The organism is Pseudomonas sp. CAM1A (assembly GCF_047501685.1).
Classification (GTDB): domain Bacteria; phylum Pseudomonadota; class Gammaproteobacteria; order Pseudomonadales; family Pseudomonadaceae; genus Aquipseudomonas.
Map to the genome: position 1 here is coordinate 185,350 of NZ_JBFNXP010000010.1, position 18,592 is coordinate 203,941.

The window sequence follows — 18,592 nt, forward strand, 5'->3', positions numbered from 1 at the left end:
ACACGCCAATACCGGCCCATGCCCGCCCACCGCAGGAGTTTGCCTACAACATTCCAGGCCGGTCTCCGGGCTCGCAAGACAAGATGCCTTCACCTTCCCATGACCCGCGGGCCACAGTGGTCTGTCGAAGGCATCACTTGCATACCGTTGCGGGGGCAGCACCGGACTGGCGCGAAGCGCGTACCGGTTTCCCGTTTCACCCCATACGCGGCGGCATGGGGCACCTGAAATCGGTCGGCATCTGAACACCTGGGGCCAATGGGCGTCAAGCGAGGCGGGTGAATCGTTTCGAATGTTTTTTATCGGCCGTTCACTCTAGGCAGATGTGTCAAAAGTTGTAGAATCCGCACGCCTAAACTATTCCCATTCCCTTCGAGCTTTGCCGATGAAGCTGGCCCGCCACACACGATCGCAAGTCGCCTGGGTGCTGTATTTCAGCATCCTGTTCGGCTCGTTGCTGTGCGCCATGGGCCATGGGCAGATGGCCGGGCTGCGCCTGGCCGGCCTGGACGACGCCGCCTGGTGCGCGGCCGACAGCAGCGGCGTGTTCAAGGGCGACCAGGACATCACCGACCCGGTGCTGCCCGCGAGCGGCGACTGCGTGATCGCCAGCCTGTTCAGCGCCATCCTGCTGGCGGTGTTCTTCGGCTTGCTGGCCCTGCTCGCCGGGGAGTCGAGCAAACCCTTACCCAGACAACCCGCGCCGCGCCTGCCCAAGCAGCGCTGGCCACTGGTCAATCCCCGCGCCTCCCCCGCTTCGCTTCTCTCGCTCTGACATCGCCACGCCCTCGTGCTGCCTGATCGGCAGCGGGCGTGCGCTCACCGATTTCAGCCAGGAAGCCTTGCATGTTCCGCATGACCACTCTGGCGCTGCTCGTTGGCAGCGCAACCTGCGCCTGGGCGCAGGATGACACCCTCACCCTGCCCGCCAGCAACGTCACGGCCACGGCCGAGCAACCCAAGGAGGCGACCAGCCTCGACCTCGACCGGCCCATCGAAAGCGGCTCGCGCCTGAACCTCAGCGCCCGCGAGAACCCCGCCTCGGTCAGCGTCGCCGACCGCAAGACCATGCAGCGCATCGGCGCGCGCAATTTCCAGGACGCCGCCAACGCCCTGCCGGGAGTCAACGCCTCGGCACCACCCGGCTGGGGTGGCTATGTGTCGTATCGCGGCTTCAACGGCGCCCAGGTCAGCCAGCTGTTCAACGGCATCAACCTGCAGTACGGCGCCGCCGGGCGCCCGGTCGGGGCGTGGATCTACGACCGCGTCGAACTGCTCGGCGGGCCGTCGTCTTTCCTCAACGGCAGCGGCGCCGTCGGCGGCAGCCTGAACATGATCACCAAGCTGGCCAACCGCGACGAGGATACCTTCGAAGGCCGTGTCAGCTATGGTCGCTACGACACGATGGAAACCTCGGTCGGCTTCAACAAGGCGCTCAACAGCGGCGACGGGCCGCGCCACTATGCGCGGCTCGACTACAGCCGCACCAGCACCAATGGCTACATCGACCGCCAGGAGAACGGGGCCGGCAACCTGGCCTTCTCGCTGCTCAGCGACATCAACGACCAGCTGTCGCACACCCTGGCCATCGAGTACCTCGAAGAGCAGGAAGACAGCCCCTACTGGGGCGCGCCGGTGCTGCAACCGGCCAGCGGCACCCTGCACATCGACAAGCATAAGCGCTTTGACAACTACAACGTCGAGGACGGCCGCTACGAGCAGCGCACCCGTTGGCTGCGCTCGATCACCGACTACCGCATCGACGACAGCAACCAGTTGCGCAACACCTTCTACCACTACAACGGCCAGCGCGATTACCGCAACCTCGAGGTGTACCGCTACAACCCCGGCAACACCGCCATCGCCCGCTCCGGCGGCTACCGCCAGCGCCACGACCAGGAGGTCAACGGCAACCGCATCGAGCTGACCCACCAGGGCCAGCTGTTCGGCCTGGCCAGCGACTGGGCGTTCGGCGTGGACTACAACCGCAACCAGCAGACCGCTTACCCGTTGTCCAAGGGCGCGTTCGACAGCATCGATCCCAACGCTTTCCAGCCAGGCCACTTCCTCGACATCCCTGGCATGGACGCTCCACGCACCAAGGGCCGCAGCACCAATACCGACACCACGGCGGGCTTCGTCGAAAACCGTACCCGCCTGACCGACCAGCTGTCGCTGGTCACCGCGCTGCGCTACGACCATATCGACTTCGACGTGGTCGACCACGTGACCCGGGCCAAGCTGAATCGGCGCTGGGATGCCTTCACCGGGCGCCTGGGGCTGGTCTACGACCTGACCTCAGATATCAGCCTGTACACCCAGTACAGCACCTCGGCCGAACCGCCGGGGGGCTCGCTCACCGGCGCGTCGATCAGCCAGGTCGGCGACTTCGACCTGAGCACCGGTAGGCAGGTGGAAGTGGGCAGCAAGTTCGACTTCCTCGACGGGCGCGGCTCGGCCACCGCGGCGGCCTACCGCATCGTGCGCAAAAACATCTCGGTGCCCTCCTCGACCGTGCCCAACACCACCGAGCAGGCCGGCCAGCAGACCTCCACCGGCATCGAGCTGGCAGCGTCGTTCAAGGTCACGCCCAAGCTGCTGGCGGCAGGCAACTTCAGCTGGGTCAACGCCGAGTACGACGAGTTCAACGAGACCATCGGCGGCGTGGTGTACTCGCGCAAGGGCAAGAACCCGGTGAACATCCCGGACCGGGTGGCCAACCTCTGGCTGACCTACGACCTGGCGCCGGGCTGGCAAGTCGGCGCCGACGCCCGCTACGTCTCGGCGGTTTACGCCAACACCGCCAACACCCAGTGGGTGCCTTCGTACACCCTCTACGGACTGTCGATGACCCACGACCTGGACCAGCACGTGCAGCTCAGCGCGCGGCTGCGCAACCTCACCGACGAGGTCTACGCCCGCTTCATCCACCAGACCAACACCCAGTACTACCTGGGTGAGCCGCGCAGCCTGGAAGTCGCTGTGCAGTGGCGCTACTGATGGGCCTGAAACGCCAGCTGTACCTGTGGCATCGCTGGCTGGGCATCGTTGCCTGCCTGTTCATGGCGCTGTGGTTCGTCTCCGGGGTGGTCATGCTGTATGTCGGCTACCCCAAGCTGACCCCGGCCGAGCGCCTGGCCCACCTGCCGGCCTTGCCGGCGGGATGCTGCGCCGGGTTGCCCGCGCCTTGGGCAGAGCAGCCGTTGAAGGCGCTGCGCCTGACCAGCCTGGGCGGGCAACCGTACTATTTGCTGGAGCTGGCGGACGGTCGCCGCGTCACCCTCGATGCAGCCAACGGCGAGCCCCTGGCCAACGCCGACGCGGCCTGGGCCCTGGCCAATGCCCGGCAGTACGCCGGCAGCGCGGCATTGGCTTACCAGGGCACGCTGGACGAGGACATGTGGACCCACTCCCGGGCCCTGGACAGCGATCGCCCCTTGCACCGGGTGCAAGTGGACGATGCGGCCGGCACCTGGCTGTACCTGTCCGGGCGCACCGGCGAGGTGGTGCGCGATGCGAGCGGCCGCGAGCGCGCCTGGAACTGGGTCGGCGCCTGGTTGCACTGGCTCTATCCGTTGCGCGGCGGCCTGGGATTCGACAATGGCTGGCGCACCCTGGTGATCGGCCTGTCACTGCTCGGCACGCTGATGGCGCTCATGGGCATCGCGGTGGGCATCCTGCGCCTGCGGCTGCGCAAACGCTACCGCAGTGGCTCTTGCAGCCCCTACCCCGGCGGCTGGTTGCGCTGGCACCACATCGGCGGGCTGCTGTTTGGTGGGGTGCTGGTGCTGTGGGTGTTCAGCGGGTTGATGTCGATGCGCCCCTGGGGCGTGACCGACAGCCGCTCGCAGATCGCCTTGCAACAAGCCCCGCTGCGCGCCGCCGACCTGCAGCTGCCGATTGCCACGGCACTGGCCCGCTTGCGCGACGAAACAGGCTTCGATGCAGTGGAGCTGCAGTGGCAACGCCTGGCCGACGTCACCTATGCCGTGGCCCGCAGCGCCGACGGCGACAGCCGCATCCTTGAAGCACACGCCCCGCCGGCGCGTACCTTCAGCCGGGAAAGGCTGCTGGCGGCTGCGCAAGCGATGGCTCCGGGGGTGAATGTGGAGGATGACTGGCAGAGCGCCTACGACTTCCACTACTTCGCCCGCGAGCCACAGAGCATGTACGGATCCCAAACGCGCCCACTGCCCGTGCTGCGCCTGCGCTTCGCCGACGCGGCGGGCACCTGGGCCTACCTGGACCCTGCCAGTGCCACGCTGGTGGCCAGCCACGACCAGGCGCAACGTGCCGGGCGCTGGTTGTTCAACCTGTTGCACAGTTGGGATTGGCAACCGCTGCTGGCACGGCCGCTGCTGCGCGAAGGGTTGATCATCGGCCTGAGTAGCGGCGGCCTGGTGATTGCCCTCAGTGGCGTGGTACTGGGCTGGCGACGCTTGCGCAGGACCTTCTTGTAGCGTCTGCATCCAAGATGCAGCATTTTCGGCGGCTTTCGTGGGAGCGGGCTTGCCCCGCGACAGGGTGTATGGCACCGGCTTTGCCGGTGATCGCGGGGCTAGCCCGCTCCCACGCTGGTGATGCTTGCAACTCGCGATCCGGACCTGGTTGGGTGCAGCCAGGCCACCTGCTACCCGCGCTTTTTCTTCACCCCGCCCTGCCTGGCCTTGAACCGCGGGTTGGACTTGCAGATCACATAGATCCGCCCCCGGCGCTTGACCACCTGGCAGTCACGATGACGGCGCTTGGCCTGCTTGAGTGAGGACAGTACTTGCATGGGAATCTCCTGATACGTAATAACATAACGTTAACGCAAATCATTCCCATCGCGCAACCACCCTTGCGCGCACCTTTCTCTGGCGATGGCTTGATCGTTAATGTAATGTTATTACGTATTTAATGGAGAACCCCCTTGAACCCTCGCGCTCCCCTTCTGGCCGGCCTGACCCTGGGCCTGTTCGGCCAACCGCTCGCTGCGGCCCAACCCCTGGTACTGGATGAAACCTCGATCACCGACGCCTACCTCGAAGAGCGCGCCGACGGCCCGGTCCAGGGTTATCGGGCTACCCGCTCGGCCACCGCCACGCGCACCGACACCGATATCCGCGACACCCCGCAGAGCATCGAAGTGGTGCCGGCTCAGGTACTCAAGGACCTCAACACCACCCGCATCGACCGCGCCCTGGACTTTGCCGGCGGCGTGTCGCGGCAGAACAACTTCGGCGGCCTGACCTTTCTCAACTACAGCGTGCGCGGCTTCACCACGGGGGAGCTGTACAAGAACGGCTTCGCCGTCAACCGCGGCAGCTACAGCGCACCCGACACCTCCAGCATCGAGCGCATCGAGGTGCTCAAGGGCCCGGCCGCGAGCCTCTACGGCCGCGGCGATCCCGGCGGCCTGGTCAACATCGTCAGCAAACGCCCCCAGGCCGAGACGTTCAGCACCGTGAACCTGAGCGCCGGCAGTTGGGACCGCTACCGCGGCACGCTGGACGCCAACGCGCCGCTGGACAGCCAAGGCAACCTGCTGGGCCGGGTCAACCTGGCGGTGGAGGACAACGGCAGCTTCCGCGATCACGTCAACAGCGAGCGCCGGATCGTCAGCCCGTCGCTGAGCTGGCAGCTGTCGCCCGACACCCGCCTGCTGCTGGACACCGAGTTCTCCCGCACCGAGTCGGTGTTCGACCGTGGCATCCCGGCGGTCAATGGCCAGATGGGCGCGGTGCCGCGCTCGGCGTTCATGGGCGAGCCCAACGACGGCAAGATCCGCAACGACAACCAGACCGTCGACCTGGCCCTGGAGCACTTCCTCGACGACAACTGGAAGCTGCGCCTGGCCAACCACTACACCCAGGGCACGCTGAAGGGCAACAGCTCCGAGCCCCAGGCCCTGGTCGGCAACACCCTCACGCGCTTTTACCGCGAGCGCGACTTCGAGTGGAACGACAACATCACCCAAGCCGAACTGCACGGCCAGTTCGAGCTGCTCGGCTGGCAGCACCAAAGCCTGATCGGCCTGGAGTACGAGAACTACCGCAACAGCCAGAAGTACCCGCAGAGCGCGACCCTGGCCAGCTACGGCCTGGACATTCGCAACCCGGTATACGGCAAACCCAAGCCGGCCCTCACCCGCGCCAATGACTTCTTCGAACGCACCGAGAGCCATGCCCTCAACCTGCAGGACCAGATCGCCTTCAGCGAACGCCTGCGCGGCCTGCTCGGGGTACGCCTGGAGCGCATCGAGCAGACCTCGCAGAACCGCAGCAGCGGCATCAGCAACAGCCAGGCCAAGGATGTCGCCACGCCCCGCGTCGGCCTGCTGTACCAGCTGACGCCGCAGGTCGGCGTGTTCGCCAACGCCTCGACCTCGTTCAAGCCCAACACCATCGGCACCCAAGGGCAGGTGTACAAGCCCGAGAAAGGCATCGGCTACGAGACCGGCCTGAAGCTCGACCTGTTCGACAGCCGCCTGGGCGCCACGGTTGCGCTGTTCCATATCGACAAGGAGAACGTCATCACCACCGATGCCCTCGGCGAGAGCATCGCGGCCGGCAAGGCGCGCAGCCAGGGCCTGGACCTGCAGTTCAGCGGCCAGCTCAGCGAGGCGGTGCGGGTGATCGGCGCCTATGCCTATATCGATGCAGAAGTCACCAAGGGCGATGCCAGCCTGCCCAAGGGCAGCGACCTGCTGGGCATTGCCCGCAACAGTGGCAGCGTGATGGGCGTGTATGAGTTCCAGAATGGCGCCCTGCGCGGCTCGGACCTGGGCGCGGCGGTCAACTATGTCGGCGAGCGCTCCGGGCAGGCCGGCAGCGCCTTCACCCTGCCCGCGTACAGCACGGTCGACCTGCTGGCGCACTACAAGGCCAGCGAGCAGGTCACCGTGGGCCTGAACCTCAACAACCTGTTCGATCGTAAGTACTACGAGCGCTCTTACAACAGTTCATGGGTGCTGCCGGGGGAGCCGCGCAATGTCAGCGTCAGCCTGACGCTCAGCCTCTGAGGCCGGCGCAGTGGCTCGCGATGCCCCACATACCGGGGCATCGCGATACACTGTGCGGACACCACCCAAGCAGCCCCTGGCATGATCCAGTCCGATCTCGATCTGTTCGACGCACACCCCCAGCAGCTGGCCGCGCACACCACGCTGCTGCCAGGTTTCGCCCTGGCGGAGCTCGAGCCCCTGCTCGATGCCTTGCGCCCGGTGCTGCGCGCGGCGCCGTTTCGCCACATGCAGACCCCCGGCGGCCTGCGCATGGCCGTGGCGCTGAGCAATTGCGGCGCGCTGGGTTGGGTCAGCGACGCAAGCGGCTACCGTTACTCCGCCACCGACCCGGCCAGTGGCAAGCCCTGGCCCGCCCTGCCCCGGGTGCTGGTCGAGCTGGCCAGCCGCGCCGCGGCCCAGGCCGGTTTCGAAGGTTTCGTTGCGGACGCCTGCCTGATCAACCACTACCTGCCGGGTACCCGCCTGAGCCTGCATCAGGACCGCGACGAGCAGGACTACGCCCATCCGATCGTCTCGATCTCGCTGGGCCTGCCTGCAGTGTTCCTGTTCGGCGGGCTGCAGCGCTCGGACCGTACCCGGCGCATCCCGCTGAACCACGGTGACGTGCTGGTGTGGGGCGGCGAAGACCGCCTGCGCTTTCATGGCGTGCTGCCGATCAAGCCTGGCGTGCATCCGCGCATGGGCGAACGGCGGATCAACCTCACGCTGCGCAAGGCCGGCTGACCCTAGGCTCTGTACGAAATGTATCTGCACTCGCCCATACTGCGTTGAAACGGGGCTCGGAATGCTCATGTACTCCAGTACAGTCGGGCGCGACCCCGGCCGTTCCTCCCCCCGTTTCGCCTTGTCTGGCCTTCGCGCAGACACTTTTCGTACAGACCCTAACGGCCGGCTGCCCCTAACGGCCGGCAAACCATTCCCGGCGCTCCTCGAACGCGGCCCGGATCGCCCCTACCATCACCTGCACCAACGGGTCGGCTTCGGTGCGCCCATCGACCGCCAGCCACACGCGCCGGCGCATCGGCTCGCGGAACATCCCCGGCAAGGCCAGCAGGCCACGATCCAGATGCGCCGCGTAGTGCGGCAGCAAGCCGACACTGGCGCTGCACTTGATCAGCTGGCAGTACATCTCGTAGTCCTGGATCTGCGTCACGCCGGCCGAGCGGGCGTTCAACAGCGCCTGCCAGGGCGTCAGCGCCTGCACGCCGACTTCCCCTTGCCATTGCACCAGCATGTAGTCCTGCAGGTGCGCCAGGCTGGTCGGGCGGTTGGCCTCGCGGGCATAGCGCTTGGCGATATGCGGCAGGTACTCGAGAGTGGCCAGGGCTTCGGCGCTGGTGTCGGCAAAGCAGCCGCTGCGGGCGCCCTGGTCGAGGTCGCCCAGCCATAACGCCACATCCGCGGCCTGCTCGGGTACCTGGCGGCCATCGAGCGTGGCTACCTCTAAGCGCATTCCAGCATGCTGGCGCACGAAGTTGATCAGGTTGCGCCCCAGCAGGTCCTGCAGCAGGGGTTCGGCCACGGCCAGGCGCACGCTGGCGCTGGCTTCCCGCGGCGGTGGCAGCACCGGTTCGCGGGCCTGGAGCACCTGCTGCAGGCGCTCGCCCTGCTGGCTGAGCACCGGGTTGTTGTTGCGGTTGACGAACAGGCTATAGCCCAGGCGTGCCTCCAGCGCCGCCAGGCGCTTGCGCAGGGCCACCGGCTTGAGGTTGAGGCGCCGCGCCGCCTGCATGAAACAACCACAGCGCGCGGTGACCAGGAAACAGTTCAGGGTCTGTTCGTCCAGGGCCAGCGGCACCTGGGGGCGAACGACGGGCACGCTGGTATCCGGGGCTCGCCCCCGGGACAGATCGATAGGCATCCCTCGCCTCCCGCGGGCCCGCCTGGGCAGGCCCGCTTCATCCTTGTTTGTTGGCGACTAGCGGCTGCTTTCCAGCACCTGGTTGAGCGCCGCGCCGTCGATGCTGAGGGTGGCTGTGTCGAACATGCCCTCAACATAGGCCTTGGCCACCTGCTCCTGGCGCTGGGCACGCAGCACCTGGCGCAGGCGCGGGGCCACCTCGTCGAAGGTCGCCGCCCGGGCCGGCTGTTGTTCCACCAGCTTGATGATGTGATAGCCCGCCGCGCTCTGCACCGGTTCGCTGACGCTGCCCACCTTGAGTTTCGGCACCACCCCGCGCACCTCCGGCAACAGTTGCGCCAAGGCCTGCAGGCCGGTATCCCCGCCGTTGGCGGCGGTGCCGGCATCCTGCGAATGCTCGCGGGCCAATGCGCCAAAGTCCGCATCCGCGGCCTGGGCCTGCTTGGCCAGGGCTGCGGCCTGCTTGCGCACGGCCTCGTCATCCTTGGGGTTCTCCACCCGCAGGAAGATCTGGCTCAGGCGATAGCGTGTCGGCAGCTGCAACCCAGCCTTGCCTGCCTCGTAGGCCTGCTTGAGCTCGGCCTCGCTGGGGTAGTCGTCGGGTACCTTGCTTACCGAATCGAGGTAGTCGCGCAGGACGATCTGCTCGGTGGCCGCACGGGTCTGCACCTGGATCTCCGGACGCTGCAACCAGCCTTGGGCCTCGGCCTGCTGGTACAGGGCCTTTTCCGCCAAGCGGGCGCGGATCCAGGCCTCCAGTGCCGGCCGGTCACCGCGCAGGCTGGCGCGCGACTCTTCGGGCAACTGGGCGAACAGCGCCTTGAGCTCGCCGCTGCCCACTTGCTGCTCGCCCAGGCGCGCCAGCACCGGGCCGTTATCGGTGGCCACCAGGGTGGCGGGCGAAGCCGGGCGCGCCGCCGCCACCGGCTCGTCGCCCGGGCGCAAGGCCAGGGCGACCGCCACCGCGACAACGGCCAGCGCGCCAGCGCCGGCCCACAGGGTTCGCGCCGTCACGAAGCGCTCACCGCATCGCTGGCCACCTGCTCGGGCGCCGTTTCGGCGACATTGCGGCTGTAGTCGCGCAGGTAGACGATGAACTCCTGCAGCAGGCGATCCCACAGCAACAGGCTGCCAAGCAGGTGTTTCTCGCTGACGCCGTCGGCAACCACCACGTCCTTTTCCATCACCAGGAACTCGCCCTGCACCGACAGGCGGGCGAAACGCCGCGTGGCGTTCCAGCGCTCGGCCAGGCCCGCAGGCAGCTCGCCCTGGATACGCAGCGCGCAACTGAAGGTGAAATCGAGAAACTCGCCTTCCTGGTTCAGCGCCCGGTTGCCGAAACGTACGGCGTAACCCACGCCCTGGCTGGCGCTGAGCAACTGCACCACGGCATTCTGCTCGGTGCGATTGACCCGGCAGCCGGCATCCTGCAGCAGCTTGGTCAGGGAGTCGGCGCTAACGGTTTCGATCAGGGTGACTTCGGTCATGTGCTTACTTCCTTGCGTTGAGAAATCGTCACTGGGGCACGCCCGTCGGGGCGTCGAACTGGCTTTCGTAGAGTCTGTCGCCATAGGCCTGGGCCAGCTCCTCGAAGCGGACCCGGGCCGAGCCGGCAAACGGCTGGCGCATCTTCATCACATCGGCGATATCGACCTTCTCGTAGGCGGCCAGCATCTCCTTGGCCACCCCGTACATCTGCTGGTTGCGCGCCTGACACTGCTGCACCTGGCCATCGCGCTCGGCCAATTGTGTCTGCAGGCCGGCACGCTCGCTTTCCTTGGCACGCGCCATGCCCAGCAGTTCGTCGTAGGCCTGCTTGTACTTGTGCAGTTGTTCGTTGCTGCTGGCCACCAGCGCCTGGGCCTGGCTGTGCACGGCCTGCTGCTGGCCGGCGAGCTGTTCGCTGTGGCCGCGCACCTTGGCCAGTTGCGCGGTCAGTTCGCGCACCTGGCCCAGGGCCGCGTCGCGCTGCTGCTCCGCCGCCTGGCGAGCGGCGCTGGCCTGGGCCTGCTCGCTCTGCAGGGCCTGCAGCTGTTGCGTGGTGCTGCGCAACTGGGTGCGCAGGCGCTCTTCGAGGGTTTCGGCCGATGCCGAGGCGGCCAGGCTTGCGCCCAGCGCCAGCATCAACCAGGCGCAACGATGGCGATAGACTCCCTTGTTCATGCCCGTGCTCCTTCCCTAGAACCGCGTGTTGACTTCAAGTTGTAGCACATCGATGTCAAACGGCGCGCCGTAGACTGCCTCGCTGCTCAACCAACGGGCTGTAGCGTAGACGTTGTCGGCCAGGCCGTAGTTGCCACCGAGGAAATAGCCCTTGGCGTTGGTGCCGCCGAGGTGGAAGCTCGAGTCGTTGAACCCGTCCGGCAGCGCGTCAGGCTCGATGCGCTTGTAACCGGCGAACAGGTTCCAGTCGCCGGCCTTGCGCATGTCCAGGGCGTTGCCCAGGGTGAACTGCAACATCCAGGCGTCGCCGCCGCTCTTGATGTTGCCGTTCTCGTCGACGTTGTTGGCCAACTGCCCGGCCGAACGCTTGCGCATGTCGCCCTCGTCGTAGGCCAGGTTGTGGATGTAGTTGGCCTGGCTGCGCAGCTTGAAGTCATGGGGCAGGTCAGCGTCCCACACCAGGTTCAGGTCGAGCAGCTCGAACTCCGAGGCGATGCCGACGAACTGCGGCTGCGGCGTGGCCGCCGGGTTGGCCGGATTGGGCGTGATATCGCGCAGCAGGAACACCGTGTTGCCCTTCTGCATGAAGGTCGGCCGGGTTTCGTCGCTGTCGCAGGCCGGCTGGCCATCCCAGGGCGCGCAGGGGCTGGAGCGCTCGCCGGCGATGTCGTCGAAGCGGTAGTAGGCCATCGCGCCCTTGAGGCGGTGATGGTCGTTGAGCGCCCATTTCGCGCCCAACTGTGCGCCGTAGAGCCACTTGTTGTCGCTGTCCTCCTTGTCCAGGCCGTTGCTGCTGGCGCTGTCGTCGCTGTACTGCACAGGGAACGCGCCGACGGTGCCGAACAGGCTGAGGTCGCGGTTCAGCGGCTGGTCGAAGATCGCCGCCACGCCATCGAAGTTGAGGTCGTGGGAATAGAGGATATCGGTGGACATGAACGGGTTGGCGATGCGCCCGCCGGTCAACGTCAGCCGCTCGCTGGGCGTCCAGGTGACATAGCCCTGGTCGAGCCAGATGTCCTTCTTGCCGAAGCCGCCACCGAGGTTCTGGGTGGTCGACACCGGGTTGTTGTTGGAGCCGGTGGCGACGCGGATGCCGGCCACCCAGTTGTCCGCCAGCTGGGCCTTGAGGCCGAAGCGCGCACGCAGGCGCAGGAGGCTGTCGCGGTCCTCGCGGGTGTTGAGCAGCGGCGGCAGGCTCGAGCCGCTGTTGGCGTTGACGTCGTACGGGCCCTTGTCGTTGAGCTTGGCGAAGTCGACGATCTCGTTGCTGTTGCCGTCGGCGTAGCCGCGCGACTCGTAGCGCAGGCGCAGGTCGCCGTCGAAGCTGATGCGCGAGGCCCAGTCGGGAAAGGTGTTGGGCGCGGCCCAGTTTTCCTGCTTGGCGGTGTTCATCACCTCGGCCTTGATCTCGTCGCGGATCTGCTGGCGGACGATGGCCGGCACATACTGCACGCGCACCTCGCCGTTGGCCGTGGGGGCCTGGGCGACAATCGGCGCGGCGCTGACAGCCCGCGCCTGCTGGGCCTCGCGCTCGGCCTGGGCGATCAGCGCGTCGGCCTTGTCCTGCTTGAGCACGCCCTGCTCCACCAGCAGGCGGATCAGGTTGACGGTCGCGTTCTCCGACGGCGCGGCGTGGGCGACGGCCGGACCGACCGCGGTGGCGGCGGCCAGCAGGCCGAGCGCCAGGGTCAATCGGTTGACTGGGCACTTCATGGGTTTGCAGCTCCTGTGGGTCAGTCGTGCTTCGTTGTTCATGGCCGGCGCCCCTGCAGGGCGATCTTCACCGGCAAGGTCAGGTTGGCGGGCGGACGCTGGTCGAGGGCGCGGGCGCCGCGCAGGGCGGCGAGCACCTGGGCATCCACCTCCGGCTCGCCGCTGCCGCGCAGCAGCTCGACCCGGGTGATCTCGCCGGCGGCGCTGAGCCAGATCTCGGCCTGCAGGTTGAACACCAGGTTGCGCAGCTCGGGGTTGTCGCGCAGCAGGCGCTGGAAGGCATAGGCCAGGTACTGGCTGTAGGTGCCGCTGCCCAGGCCGCCAGCGCCGCCACCGGCCATGCCGCCGCCCTTGCCGGCCCCGACGTTGAAGCTGTCGCCGCCCGCTTGGGCGTCGCCGTCCATCTGCATGGGGTCGGCCAGGTCCTGGGCCGGGTCCGGCGCGTCCTCGGCGGGCTTGACCTCCTCGGCCTCGGGCACCGGTTGCGGCTCGACGATCTTTTCCTCGACCGGCGGTTCAGGCTCCTTGGGCGGCTCGGGCGGGGGCGGCGGCGGAGGCGGCGGCAGCGGGATGATCGCCGGCACCTTGGGCGCCTCGCGGCGCACCCCAGCCATGTCGTTGGCCCACTGCCACAGCAGCCAGGCCAGGCCCGCGCCGGCGACGGCGAGCACGGCCCAGGTCAGCAGGCGGCGGAAGTTGGCTTTAGGTTCCATGCCTGCCCTCACCCCTGGTTCGGCTTGCCGGTGACCAGCCCGACCTGGGCCAGTTCGAGACGGCGCAGCAGGTCGAGCACCTCGACCACTTTCTGGTACTGCACACCCGCGTCACCACGCACGATCAACGGGAAGTCCGGGTTGCGCGCCTTTTCGCTGCGCAGGCGGTCCTCCAGCTCCTGCAGCGTCACCGGGTAGGCATCGAGGAACAGCTGGCCGGCGTCGTTGATCGAGATCGCCTTGGTCTTGGGCTGGGCCAGCGACACCGTGGCGCTGGCCTTGGGCAGTTGCACCTGGATCCCGGAGACCTGCGCGGTGGCGGTGAGGATGAACATCACCAGCACCACCATCAGCACGTCCACCAGCGGGGTGATGTTGATGCTGTCGACCGCGGCGTCGGCGTCGTCGTCATGGGCGTTGTTCACGGATGCCATGGCTGCGCCCTCACGCCGGAACCGACGGGTTGATACTGCGCCCGGCCGGGCGCTGCGCCGCTTCACCGGCCTGGCCCTCGCCGTGCAGCTCGGCCAGGCGGGTGATGAACTCGTCGACGAACACCCGCATGTCGGCGCTGACTTCGCGGTTGCGCGTGGTCAGGCGGTTGTAGCCGAACAGCGCGGGGATGGCGACGAACAGGCCCATGGCGGTGGCCAGCAGCGCCGCGGCCATGCCCGGGGCGATGGCGTTGATGTTGACGTCGCCGGCCATGGCGGTGCCGAGGAACACCACCATGATCCCCAGCACCGTGCCGAGCAGGCCGATGTAGGGGCCGCCGGCGATGGCATTGGACAGGGTCGACAGCTTCGACGACAGCGCCTGATTCTCGCGGGTGCGCACGCCGTCCATGGAGCAGCGGATGGCCTCGATGGTGGCGGCGGACACTTCACTGGTGTCGGCGCCCTGGGCGCGGCGGGTCCGCAGCTCCTGCACCGCCACCAGGTACAGGCGCCACAGCGAGGCGTCGGTCAGCCGTGCATGCAGGTCCTGATCATCGGCGAACTGCTCCAGGCGCGTGCCGACCGTGGCAAAACGCTCGCGGAAGCGGGTGTTGGCGGCGGTGACGCGATTGAGGGTGCGCTGCTTACGCAGCATGATCACCCACGACTGCACCATCATCAGCACCAGGACAGCGATGATTACCCAGGCGTCCACCGGCACCGCCTTGAGCAGGAAGCCCAGGCCGCCGAAACCGAAGCCGGATTGTTCCTCGTCGACGCCATAGACCACCAGGCGCGACTCGGCACCCTGGGCCAGCACGTCGGCCTGCAGGCTGGCCTGGCTGCGGGCGACGCGGGATAGGCGCAGTTCGTCAAGGGCACCCACGAACTGCGCGAAGTGACTGGCCGCCTCGCCTTCGGCCGCTGGCAGGTCGCCGCCGACGCCGATGGTACCGCTGAAGGCAGACAGGCTGGCGGCCAGGCGCGCCACCGGTTGGCCTTCGAGCAACAGGCTCAGGTTGCTGCCCTCGCCCACCAGAGCCAGGTGTTGCCACTGACCGGCGCTCACGGCCTGATTGGCGCTGGCGCGCTGGCCGTCGACCTCGATGAAAGGCACGCCCTGGGCCAGGCCCAGCAGCAGGCTGTGGCCGGCCTCGCGACGGGCCAGCAGCAACTGCTCGCCCACTGCCTGGTCCTGGCGCAGCCAAGTGCTGAAGGTAAACGCCGCACCTACCGGCAACTGTAGCGAGGCGCTGGCCGGCAGTTGCAGGCCCTGGCCACCGAGCTGGATGGCCCGGCCAATCACACCATCGACGCTGACCGTCGGCCCTTGCAGCTGGTTGCCATAAGGGCTGGCGTCACGAGCGGTGGCGCCGTCGAAGTGGTAGAGCGCGGTGTAGTCGGCGTCGAAGCTCGGCTGGCCAGCAGGTGCCTGGGCCTTGGGATTGCCGTAGTACATCCACAGGTCCTGGCGCTGGCCCGCTTCTATACGGGGTACGTCGACCCAGATCAGCGCCATGCCCATCAGGGGATCGAACTGCTCGACATGGTGGTTGAGCACAGTCTTGTCGTCGGCAGCGACGAAGCGGATGTCCGCACCGGTCTCGCTGACGCCGTCGAAGCTGAAGTTGCCGGTGTGCAGGCGCACCAGCAGCGCGGTGCGGCCCAGTGCCTGGGTCAGGCCGGCGCCCTGGGGCGTGGTGTCCACGGCGATCTGCTTGCGGTACATCCAGTCGTCCTGCCACCAGGCGCTGGCGCTGCCCGGCAGGGCGAAGCCCAGGCACAGCAGCAAGGTCAATATCAGGCGTTGCATGGGAGGTCTCCAGGTCGATGCCGGTCAGTGAATTCAGAAAGTCGCCTGCACGCTGAAGTGCACGCGGGAAGCGTTCTTGTCGGTGTTGGGGCCGTCCTTGAGCGGCACGGCCCAGTCGACGCTGCCGGACAGCCAGTCATTGAGCGTGGCGCGGGTGCCGACGCCGACGCTGGCCAGGCTGTAGCTGTCGTCCTGCTCGGGCAGCGCGTCCTGCAGGCGCAACTGGGCGCCCTCGGCGAACAGGTAGAAGCGCCAATCGCTGATGTAACTGCCGACGTAGCGGCCAATGGACGGGGTGCGCAGTTCCTGGGAGAACAGCAGGCCGTCGTCCCCGGTACGTTCGGCGGCGAGATAGCCGCGCACCGAGGAGGCGCCACCGGCGGCGAACTGCTCGTTCGACACCAGCGGCCCCGAGGCCAGCTGGAAGGCCAGCTTGGAGGCGCTCTGCCAGGCGCCGGCGAAGTCGAAGGTGTAGCTGCCGTCGCCCTTGAGCGCGGCGAAGCTGGAGTCGGCGCGGTAACGCTTGTAATCGAACTCGCTATCGTCGCTGCCGTAGCCCAGCAGGCTGCGCGTCCCGGCCACCAGGCTCAGGCCGAGGCTCAGCTGGTCCTGTTCGGTGAAGCGGTAGCCGGTATAGCCCAGGGTGAACGGGGCGTACTTGAGCGGGACCTTGTCACTGCTGCCGCCCAGGCCGACCTGCTCGTCGAAGTCCTTGAAGTCCACGCCGATCGACAGGGCGTTGGCCCAGGCGCCGACACCCGGCAGGTTGTAGATCGCCGAAACGCCGTAGGAATGGCCTTTGCCCAGCACATTGGTGCCGCCCACCGTGGCGACGTTGCTGTCGGAGTGGTAGCCGGAGAACTGCACGGTCCAGCGCTCGTTCAGCGGCGCGGCGTAGGACCCGGACCAGACCTCGGCGTTGTCACGGTCCTGCGGCGCGGTGAACCAGGTCAGCGAGACGCTGTGGCCGGCCTGCCAGAGGTTGTTGTAGCCCAGGCTGACGACACTGCGCAGCTTCTCGGTGTCGGCGCTGTGGTCGTTGTTCAGGCCCAGGCTCAGGTTCCAGGGCTGCTTGTCTTCGACCTGCAGGTCGACGTCCATGGTGCCCGGGCGCTGGCCTTCGCGCACCAGCGGCATGACCTGCCGCCCCGGGGCACGGTTGAGGGTGGCCAGCTCGTCCTGTACCTGGGCGAAGTCGGGCACCTTGCCCTCCTCCAACGCCGGAACCTGCTCCCGGATCTCCAGCGGCGAGTAATGCTTGGCACCCACCACTCGCACGCGGCCGACCTTGGTTTCGCTGACCTGCAGGTAGACCACGCCGCCTTCGACCTTCTGCTCTGGCAGTTCGACGAACACCGATTGGTAGCCCCGGGCCTGATAGCTTTTCTGCAACGCCTCGCGGGCGCCTTCGAGGTCGGCCAGGGTCTTGTCCGGGCCCAGGTAGGGATAGACCGCCTCTTCGATGGCCTGGGCGTCGAGCACGGTGTTGCCGCGCACCACGTACTCGTTGATCTCGACCCGGCGCTGCGCCTCGTCTGCGGTCACCTCGACCGCCAGCAGGCACAGCAGCGCACCTGCGCCCATGCCGCATCGCTTGAAGAAAAAATGCTCCACACCGCCCCCTTGAGCGCCAGGAATTCGTTGGGTTTCTAGTGGTTGTCGCTGGGTGCGGGCTGGCCTTGGTGGCGGGCCAGCCAGCTGTGCAACAGGGCCAGGTTGAGGCTGAACTCGGGCATGGCCTGCAGGCTCGCGCCGAGCACTTCGTCGACCATGCGCTGCAGCAGGGAAACGGCCATGGCACTGCCCAGCAGCACGCCGAGGTCATGGCTGAACAGGCTGAAGTTCCACACCCGCGATTTCAGCTCCAGGCCGGTGAACCAGCGGAACAGCAGGTTGTAGTTGAGTTGCTCGTAAAGCTGCTTCTCGCTGGGCACCGAATACAGCAGTTGCAGCAGCAGCACGTGCATCAGCGTGCGCGGGGCGATGATCATGCCCTGCTGTTCGGCCAGCAGCGCCAGCGCGCTCTGGTGCGCGTCCAGCAAGGCGTCGATGCGTGGCTTGAGCAGCGCCAGCGAATGGCCGGGCGGCACGCAGCTGGCCACCTCGCGCAGGGCGCCCTGCCAGTCGTCCTGGGAGACGATCCATACCCAGGGGGCGCCGTAGCGGTAGACCGAGACGGGCTGCTTGCGTGCGGCCTCGACGATCTTGGCCAGACGCTGGTCGAGCTCCTGCATTCCCACTTTCGTGTAGCGTTCCATAGTGCCCATTGCCCCGCTCCCAGGCCGGTTCTCAAGGCTTGATCGGCCTGATGGCCAGGTGCCTTGTTGGTGTCCATGGCTTTGACGGGGGTGGCGGATTGCTACCGAAGTTTTGTCATGAAAGGTTCATCAGGGGGGTGGTTTTCGAGGGGGTCGGGGTCGGGGTCGGGGTCGGGGTCGGGGTCGGGGTCGGGGTCGGGAGTGATTGTTTTGATTTTTGTTGGCGCATTCGTAGGAGATGTCGACATATAGTCACCTTTTCGCCTTTACGGCGACCTACTTTTGTCTTGACAAAAGTAGGCAAAACCGTTCGGCTCCGTTCATACGGCCCCTTCGCTTCGCTACGGGGTTCCCTCGCTCCGGACTCGCTCCGGGAGGACGCGCCGACGGGCCATCCATGGCCTGATCGGCGCTTGACGGGCATCCATGCCCGTCAAGCGCTGCGCCCCAGGATGGGGCGTTCAGCGCGGTCCTCCCGGGAGCAAGGCCGGAGTGAGGGGACCCGGAGCGAAGCGGAGGGCCGGATGAATGGAGCGCAGCGTTTTTTGGTTACTTTTTGTCGCGTTTGACAAAAAGTGACTCGCCGTAAGGGCGAAAAGGTGAGTGCGCGTCGACATCGTAAATGAAT

At 67.1% G+C, this 18,592-nt stretch carries 16 protein-coding genes and 1 riboswitch; of the genes, 5 read left to right on the top strand and 11 right to left on the bottom strand.

Translation table 11 applies throughout. The features are described from left to right. Positions 1 to 38: 38 nt before the first annotated feature. Positions 39 to 243, bottom strand: a riboswitch (cobalamin riboswitch). Positions 244 to 385: 142 nt separating this feature from the next. The 3 genes from ABZO33_RS21785 to ABZO33_RS21795 all read left to right on the top strand — a co-directional run bounded on the left by ABZO33_RS21785 (position 386) and on the right by ABZO33_RS21795 (position 4,460). Then, positions 386 to 775, top strand: coding sequence for a DUF2946 family protein (locus tag ABZO33_RS21785; protein ID WP_414537736.1), 390 nt, complete (start codon positions 386 to 388; stop codon positions 773 to 775). A 71-nt stretch (positions 776 to 846) separates the two neighbouring features. Beyond that, complete coding sequence (locus ABZO33_RS21790; protein WP_414537737.1) at positions 847 to 3,000, top strand: TonB-dependent receptor; 2,154 nt, start codon at positions 847 to 849, stop codon at positions 2,998 to 3,000. Positions 3,001 to 3,005: 5 nt separating this feature from the next. After that, on the top strand, positions 3,006 to 4,460 hold the full coding sequence (locus ABZO33_RS21795) for a PepSY domain-containing protein (RefSeq protein WP_414537754.1): 1,455 nt from the start codon (positions 3,006 to 3,008) through the stop codon (positions 4,458 to 4,460). A gap of 170 nt (positions 4,461 to 4,630) precedes the next feature. On the opposite strand, the gene ykgO is transcribed toward ABZO33_RS21795, so the two are convergent. Further along, entirely contained in the window at positions 4,631 to 4,777 is a 147-nt protein-coding gene (gene ykgO / locus ABZO33_RS21800; RefSeq protein WP_023632134.1) for a type B 50S ribosomal protein L36, read from the bottom strand. A gap of 135 nt (positions 4,778 to 4,912) precedes the next feature. Here ykgO and ABZO33_RS21805 point away from each other — a divergent pair, with 135 nt between their 5' ends. Then, positions 4,913 to 7,003, top strand: coding sequence for a TonB-dependent siderophore receptor (locus ABZO33_RS21805; RefSeq protein WP_414537738.1), 2,091 nt, complete (start codon positions 4,913 to 4,915; stop codon positions 7,001 to 7,003). An 81-nt stretch (positions 7,004 to 7,084) separates the two neighbouring features. Beyond that, a complete protein-coding gene (alkB, locus tag ABZO33_RS21810) occupies positions 7,085 to 7,729 on the top strand; it encodes a DNA oxidative demethylase AlkB (RefSeq protein WP_414537739.1) in 645 nt (214 codons plus the stop codon). A 175-nt stretch (positions 7,730 to 7,904) separates the two neighbouring features. On the opposite strand, the gene ABZO33_RS21815 is transcribed toward alkB, so the two are convergent. The 10 genes from ABZO33_RS21815 to ABZO33_RS21860 all read right to left on the bottom strand — a co-directional run bounded on the left by ABZO33_RS21815 (position 7,905) and on the right by ABZO33_RS21860 (position 17,964). Continuing rightward, a complete protein-coding gene (locus ABZO33_RS21815; protein ID WP_414537740.1) occupies positions 7,905 to 8,867 on the bottom strand; it encodes a LysR substrate-binding domain-containing protein in 963 nt (320 codons plus the stop codon). 57 nt (positions 8,868 to 8,924) lie between these two features. Further along, positions 8,925 to 9,881, bottom strand: coding sequence for a peptidylprolyl isomerase (locus ABZO33_RS21820; protein WP_414537741.1), 957 nt, complete (start codon positions 9,879 to 9,881; stop codon positions 8,925 to 8,927). Then, positions 9,878 to 10,354, bottom strand: coding sequence for a YbjN domain-containing protein (locus tag ABZO33_RS21825; RefSeq protein WP_038706233.1), 477 nt, complete (start codon positions 10,352 to 10,354; stop codon positions 9,878 to 9,880). Before ABZO33_RS21825 ends, ABZO33_RS21820 begins: the two co-directional genes overlap by 4 nt. Positions 10,355 to 10,382: 28 nt before the next feature. After that, complete coding sequence (locus tag ABZO33_RS21830; protein ID WP_414537742.1) at positions 10,383 to 11,030, bottom strand: DNA repair protein; 648 nt, start codon at positions 11,028 to 11,030, stop codon at positions 10,383 to 10,385. A gap of 15 nt (positions 11,031 to 11,045) precedes the next feature. Continuing rightward, a complete protein-coding gene (locus ABZO33_RS21835) occupies positions 11,046 to 12,743 on the bottom strand; it encodes a putative porin (protein ID WP_414537743.1) in 1,698 nt (565 codons plus the stop codon). 38 nt (positions 12,744 to 12,781) lie between these two features. Continuing rightward, on the bottom strand, positions 12,782 to 13,456 hold the full coding sequence (locus tag ABZO33_RS21840; RefSeq protein WP_414537744.1) for an energy transducer TonB: 675 nt from the start codon (positions 13,454 to 13,456) through the stop codon (positions 12,782 to 12,784). Between the two features lie 8 nt (positions 13,457 to 13,464). Continuing rightward, positions 13,465 to 13,890 carry an ExbD/TolR family protein gene (locus ABZO33_RS21845; protein ID WP_414537745.1) on the bottom strand — a complete coding sequence of 142 codons (426 nt, stop codon included), beginning with the start codon at positions 13,888 to 13,890 and terminating at the stop codon, positions 13,465 to 13,467. A 10-nt stretch (positions 13,891 to 13,900) separates the two neighbouring features. After that, on the bottom strand, positions 13,901 to 15,706 hold the full coding sequence (locus tag ABZO33_RS21850; RefSeq protein WP_414537746.1) for a DUF2341 domain-containing protein: 1,806 nt from the start codon (positions 15,704 to 15,706) through the stop codon (positions 13,901 to 13,903). A 33-nt stretch (positions 15,707 to 15,739) separates the two neighbouring features. After that, positions 15,740 to 17,290, bottom strand: coding sequence for a ShlB/FhaC/HecB family hemolysin secretion/activation protein (locus ABZO33_RS21855; protein WP_414537747.1), 1,551 nt, complete (start codon positions 17,288 to 17,290; stop codon positions 15,740 to 15,742). 65 nt (positions 17,291 to 17,355) lie between these two features. Next, positions 17,356 to 17,964, bottom strand: coding sequence for a transposase (locus ABZO33_RS21860; protein ID WP_414537755.1), 609 nt, complete (start codon positions 17,962 to 17,964; stop codon positions 17,356 to 17,358). Positions 17,965 to 18,592: the final 628 nt, after the last annotated feature.

Coding starts and splice junctions, on each gene's coding strand:
- ABZO33_RS21830 (WP_414537742.1), bottom strand. CDS start 11,030: ATGAACAAGGGAGTCTATCGCCATCGTTGCGCCTGGTTGATGCTGGCG.
- ABZO33_RS21790 (WP_414537737.1), top strand. CDS start 847: ATGTTCCGCATGACCACTCTGGCGCTGCTCGTTGGCAGCGCAACCTGC.
- ABZO33_RS21860 (WP_414537755.1), bottom strand. CDS start 17,964: ATGGAACGCTACACGAAAGTGGGAATGCAGGAGCTCGACCAGCGTCTG.
- ABZO33_RS21850 (WP_414537746.1), bottom strand. CDS start 15,706: ATGCAACGCCTGATATTGACCTTGCTGCTGTGCCTGGGCTTCGCCCTG.
- ABZO33_RS21845 (WP_414537745.1), bottom strand. CDS start 13,890: ATGGCATCCGTGAACAACGCCCATGACGACGACGCCGACGCCGCGGTC.
- ABZO33_RS21785 (WP_414537736.1), top strand. CDS start 386: ATGAAGCTGGCCCGCCACACACGATCGCAAGTCGCCTGGGTGCTGTAT.
- ABZO33_RS21855 (WP_414537747.1), bottom strand. CDS start 17,290: ATGGGCGCAGGTGCGCTGCTGTGCCTGCTGGCGGTCGAGGTGACCGCA.
- ABZO33_RS21825 (WP_038706233.1), bottom strand. CDS start 10,354: ATGACCGAAGTCACCCTGATCGAAACCGTTAGCGCCGACTCCCTGACC.
- ABZO33_RS21815 (WP_414537740.1), bottom strand. CDS start 8,867: ATGCCTATCGATCTGTCCCGGGGGCGAGCCCCGGATACCAGCGTGCCC.
- ABZO33_RS21840 (WP_414537744.1), bottom strand. CDS start 13,456: ATGGAACCTAAAGCCAACTTCCGCCGCCTGCTGACCTGGGCCGTGCTC.
- alkB (WP_414537739.1), top strand. CDS start 7,085: ATGATCCAGTCCGATCTCGATCTGTTCGACGCACACCCCCAGCAGCTG.
- ABZO33_RS21835 (WP_414537743.1), bottom strand. CDS start 12,743: ATGAAGTGCCCAGTCAACCGATTGACCCTGGCGCTCGGCCTGCTGGCC.
- ykgO (WP_023632134.1), bottom strand. CDS start 4,777: ATGCAAGTACTGTCCTCACTCAAGCAGGCCAAGCGCCGTCATCGTGAC.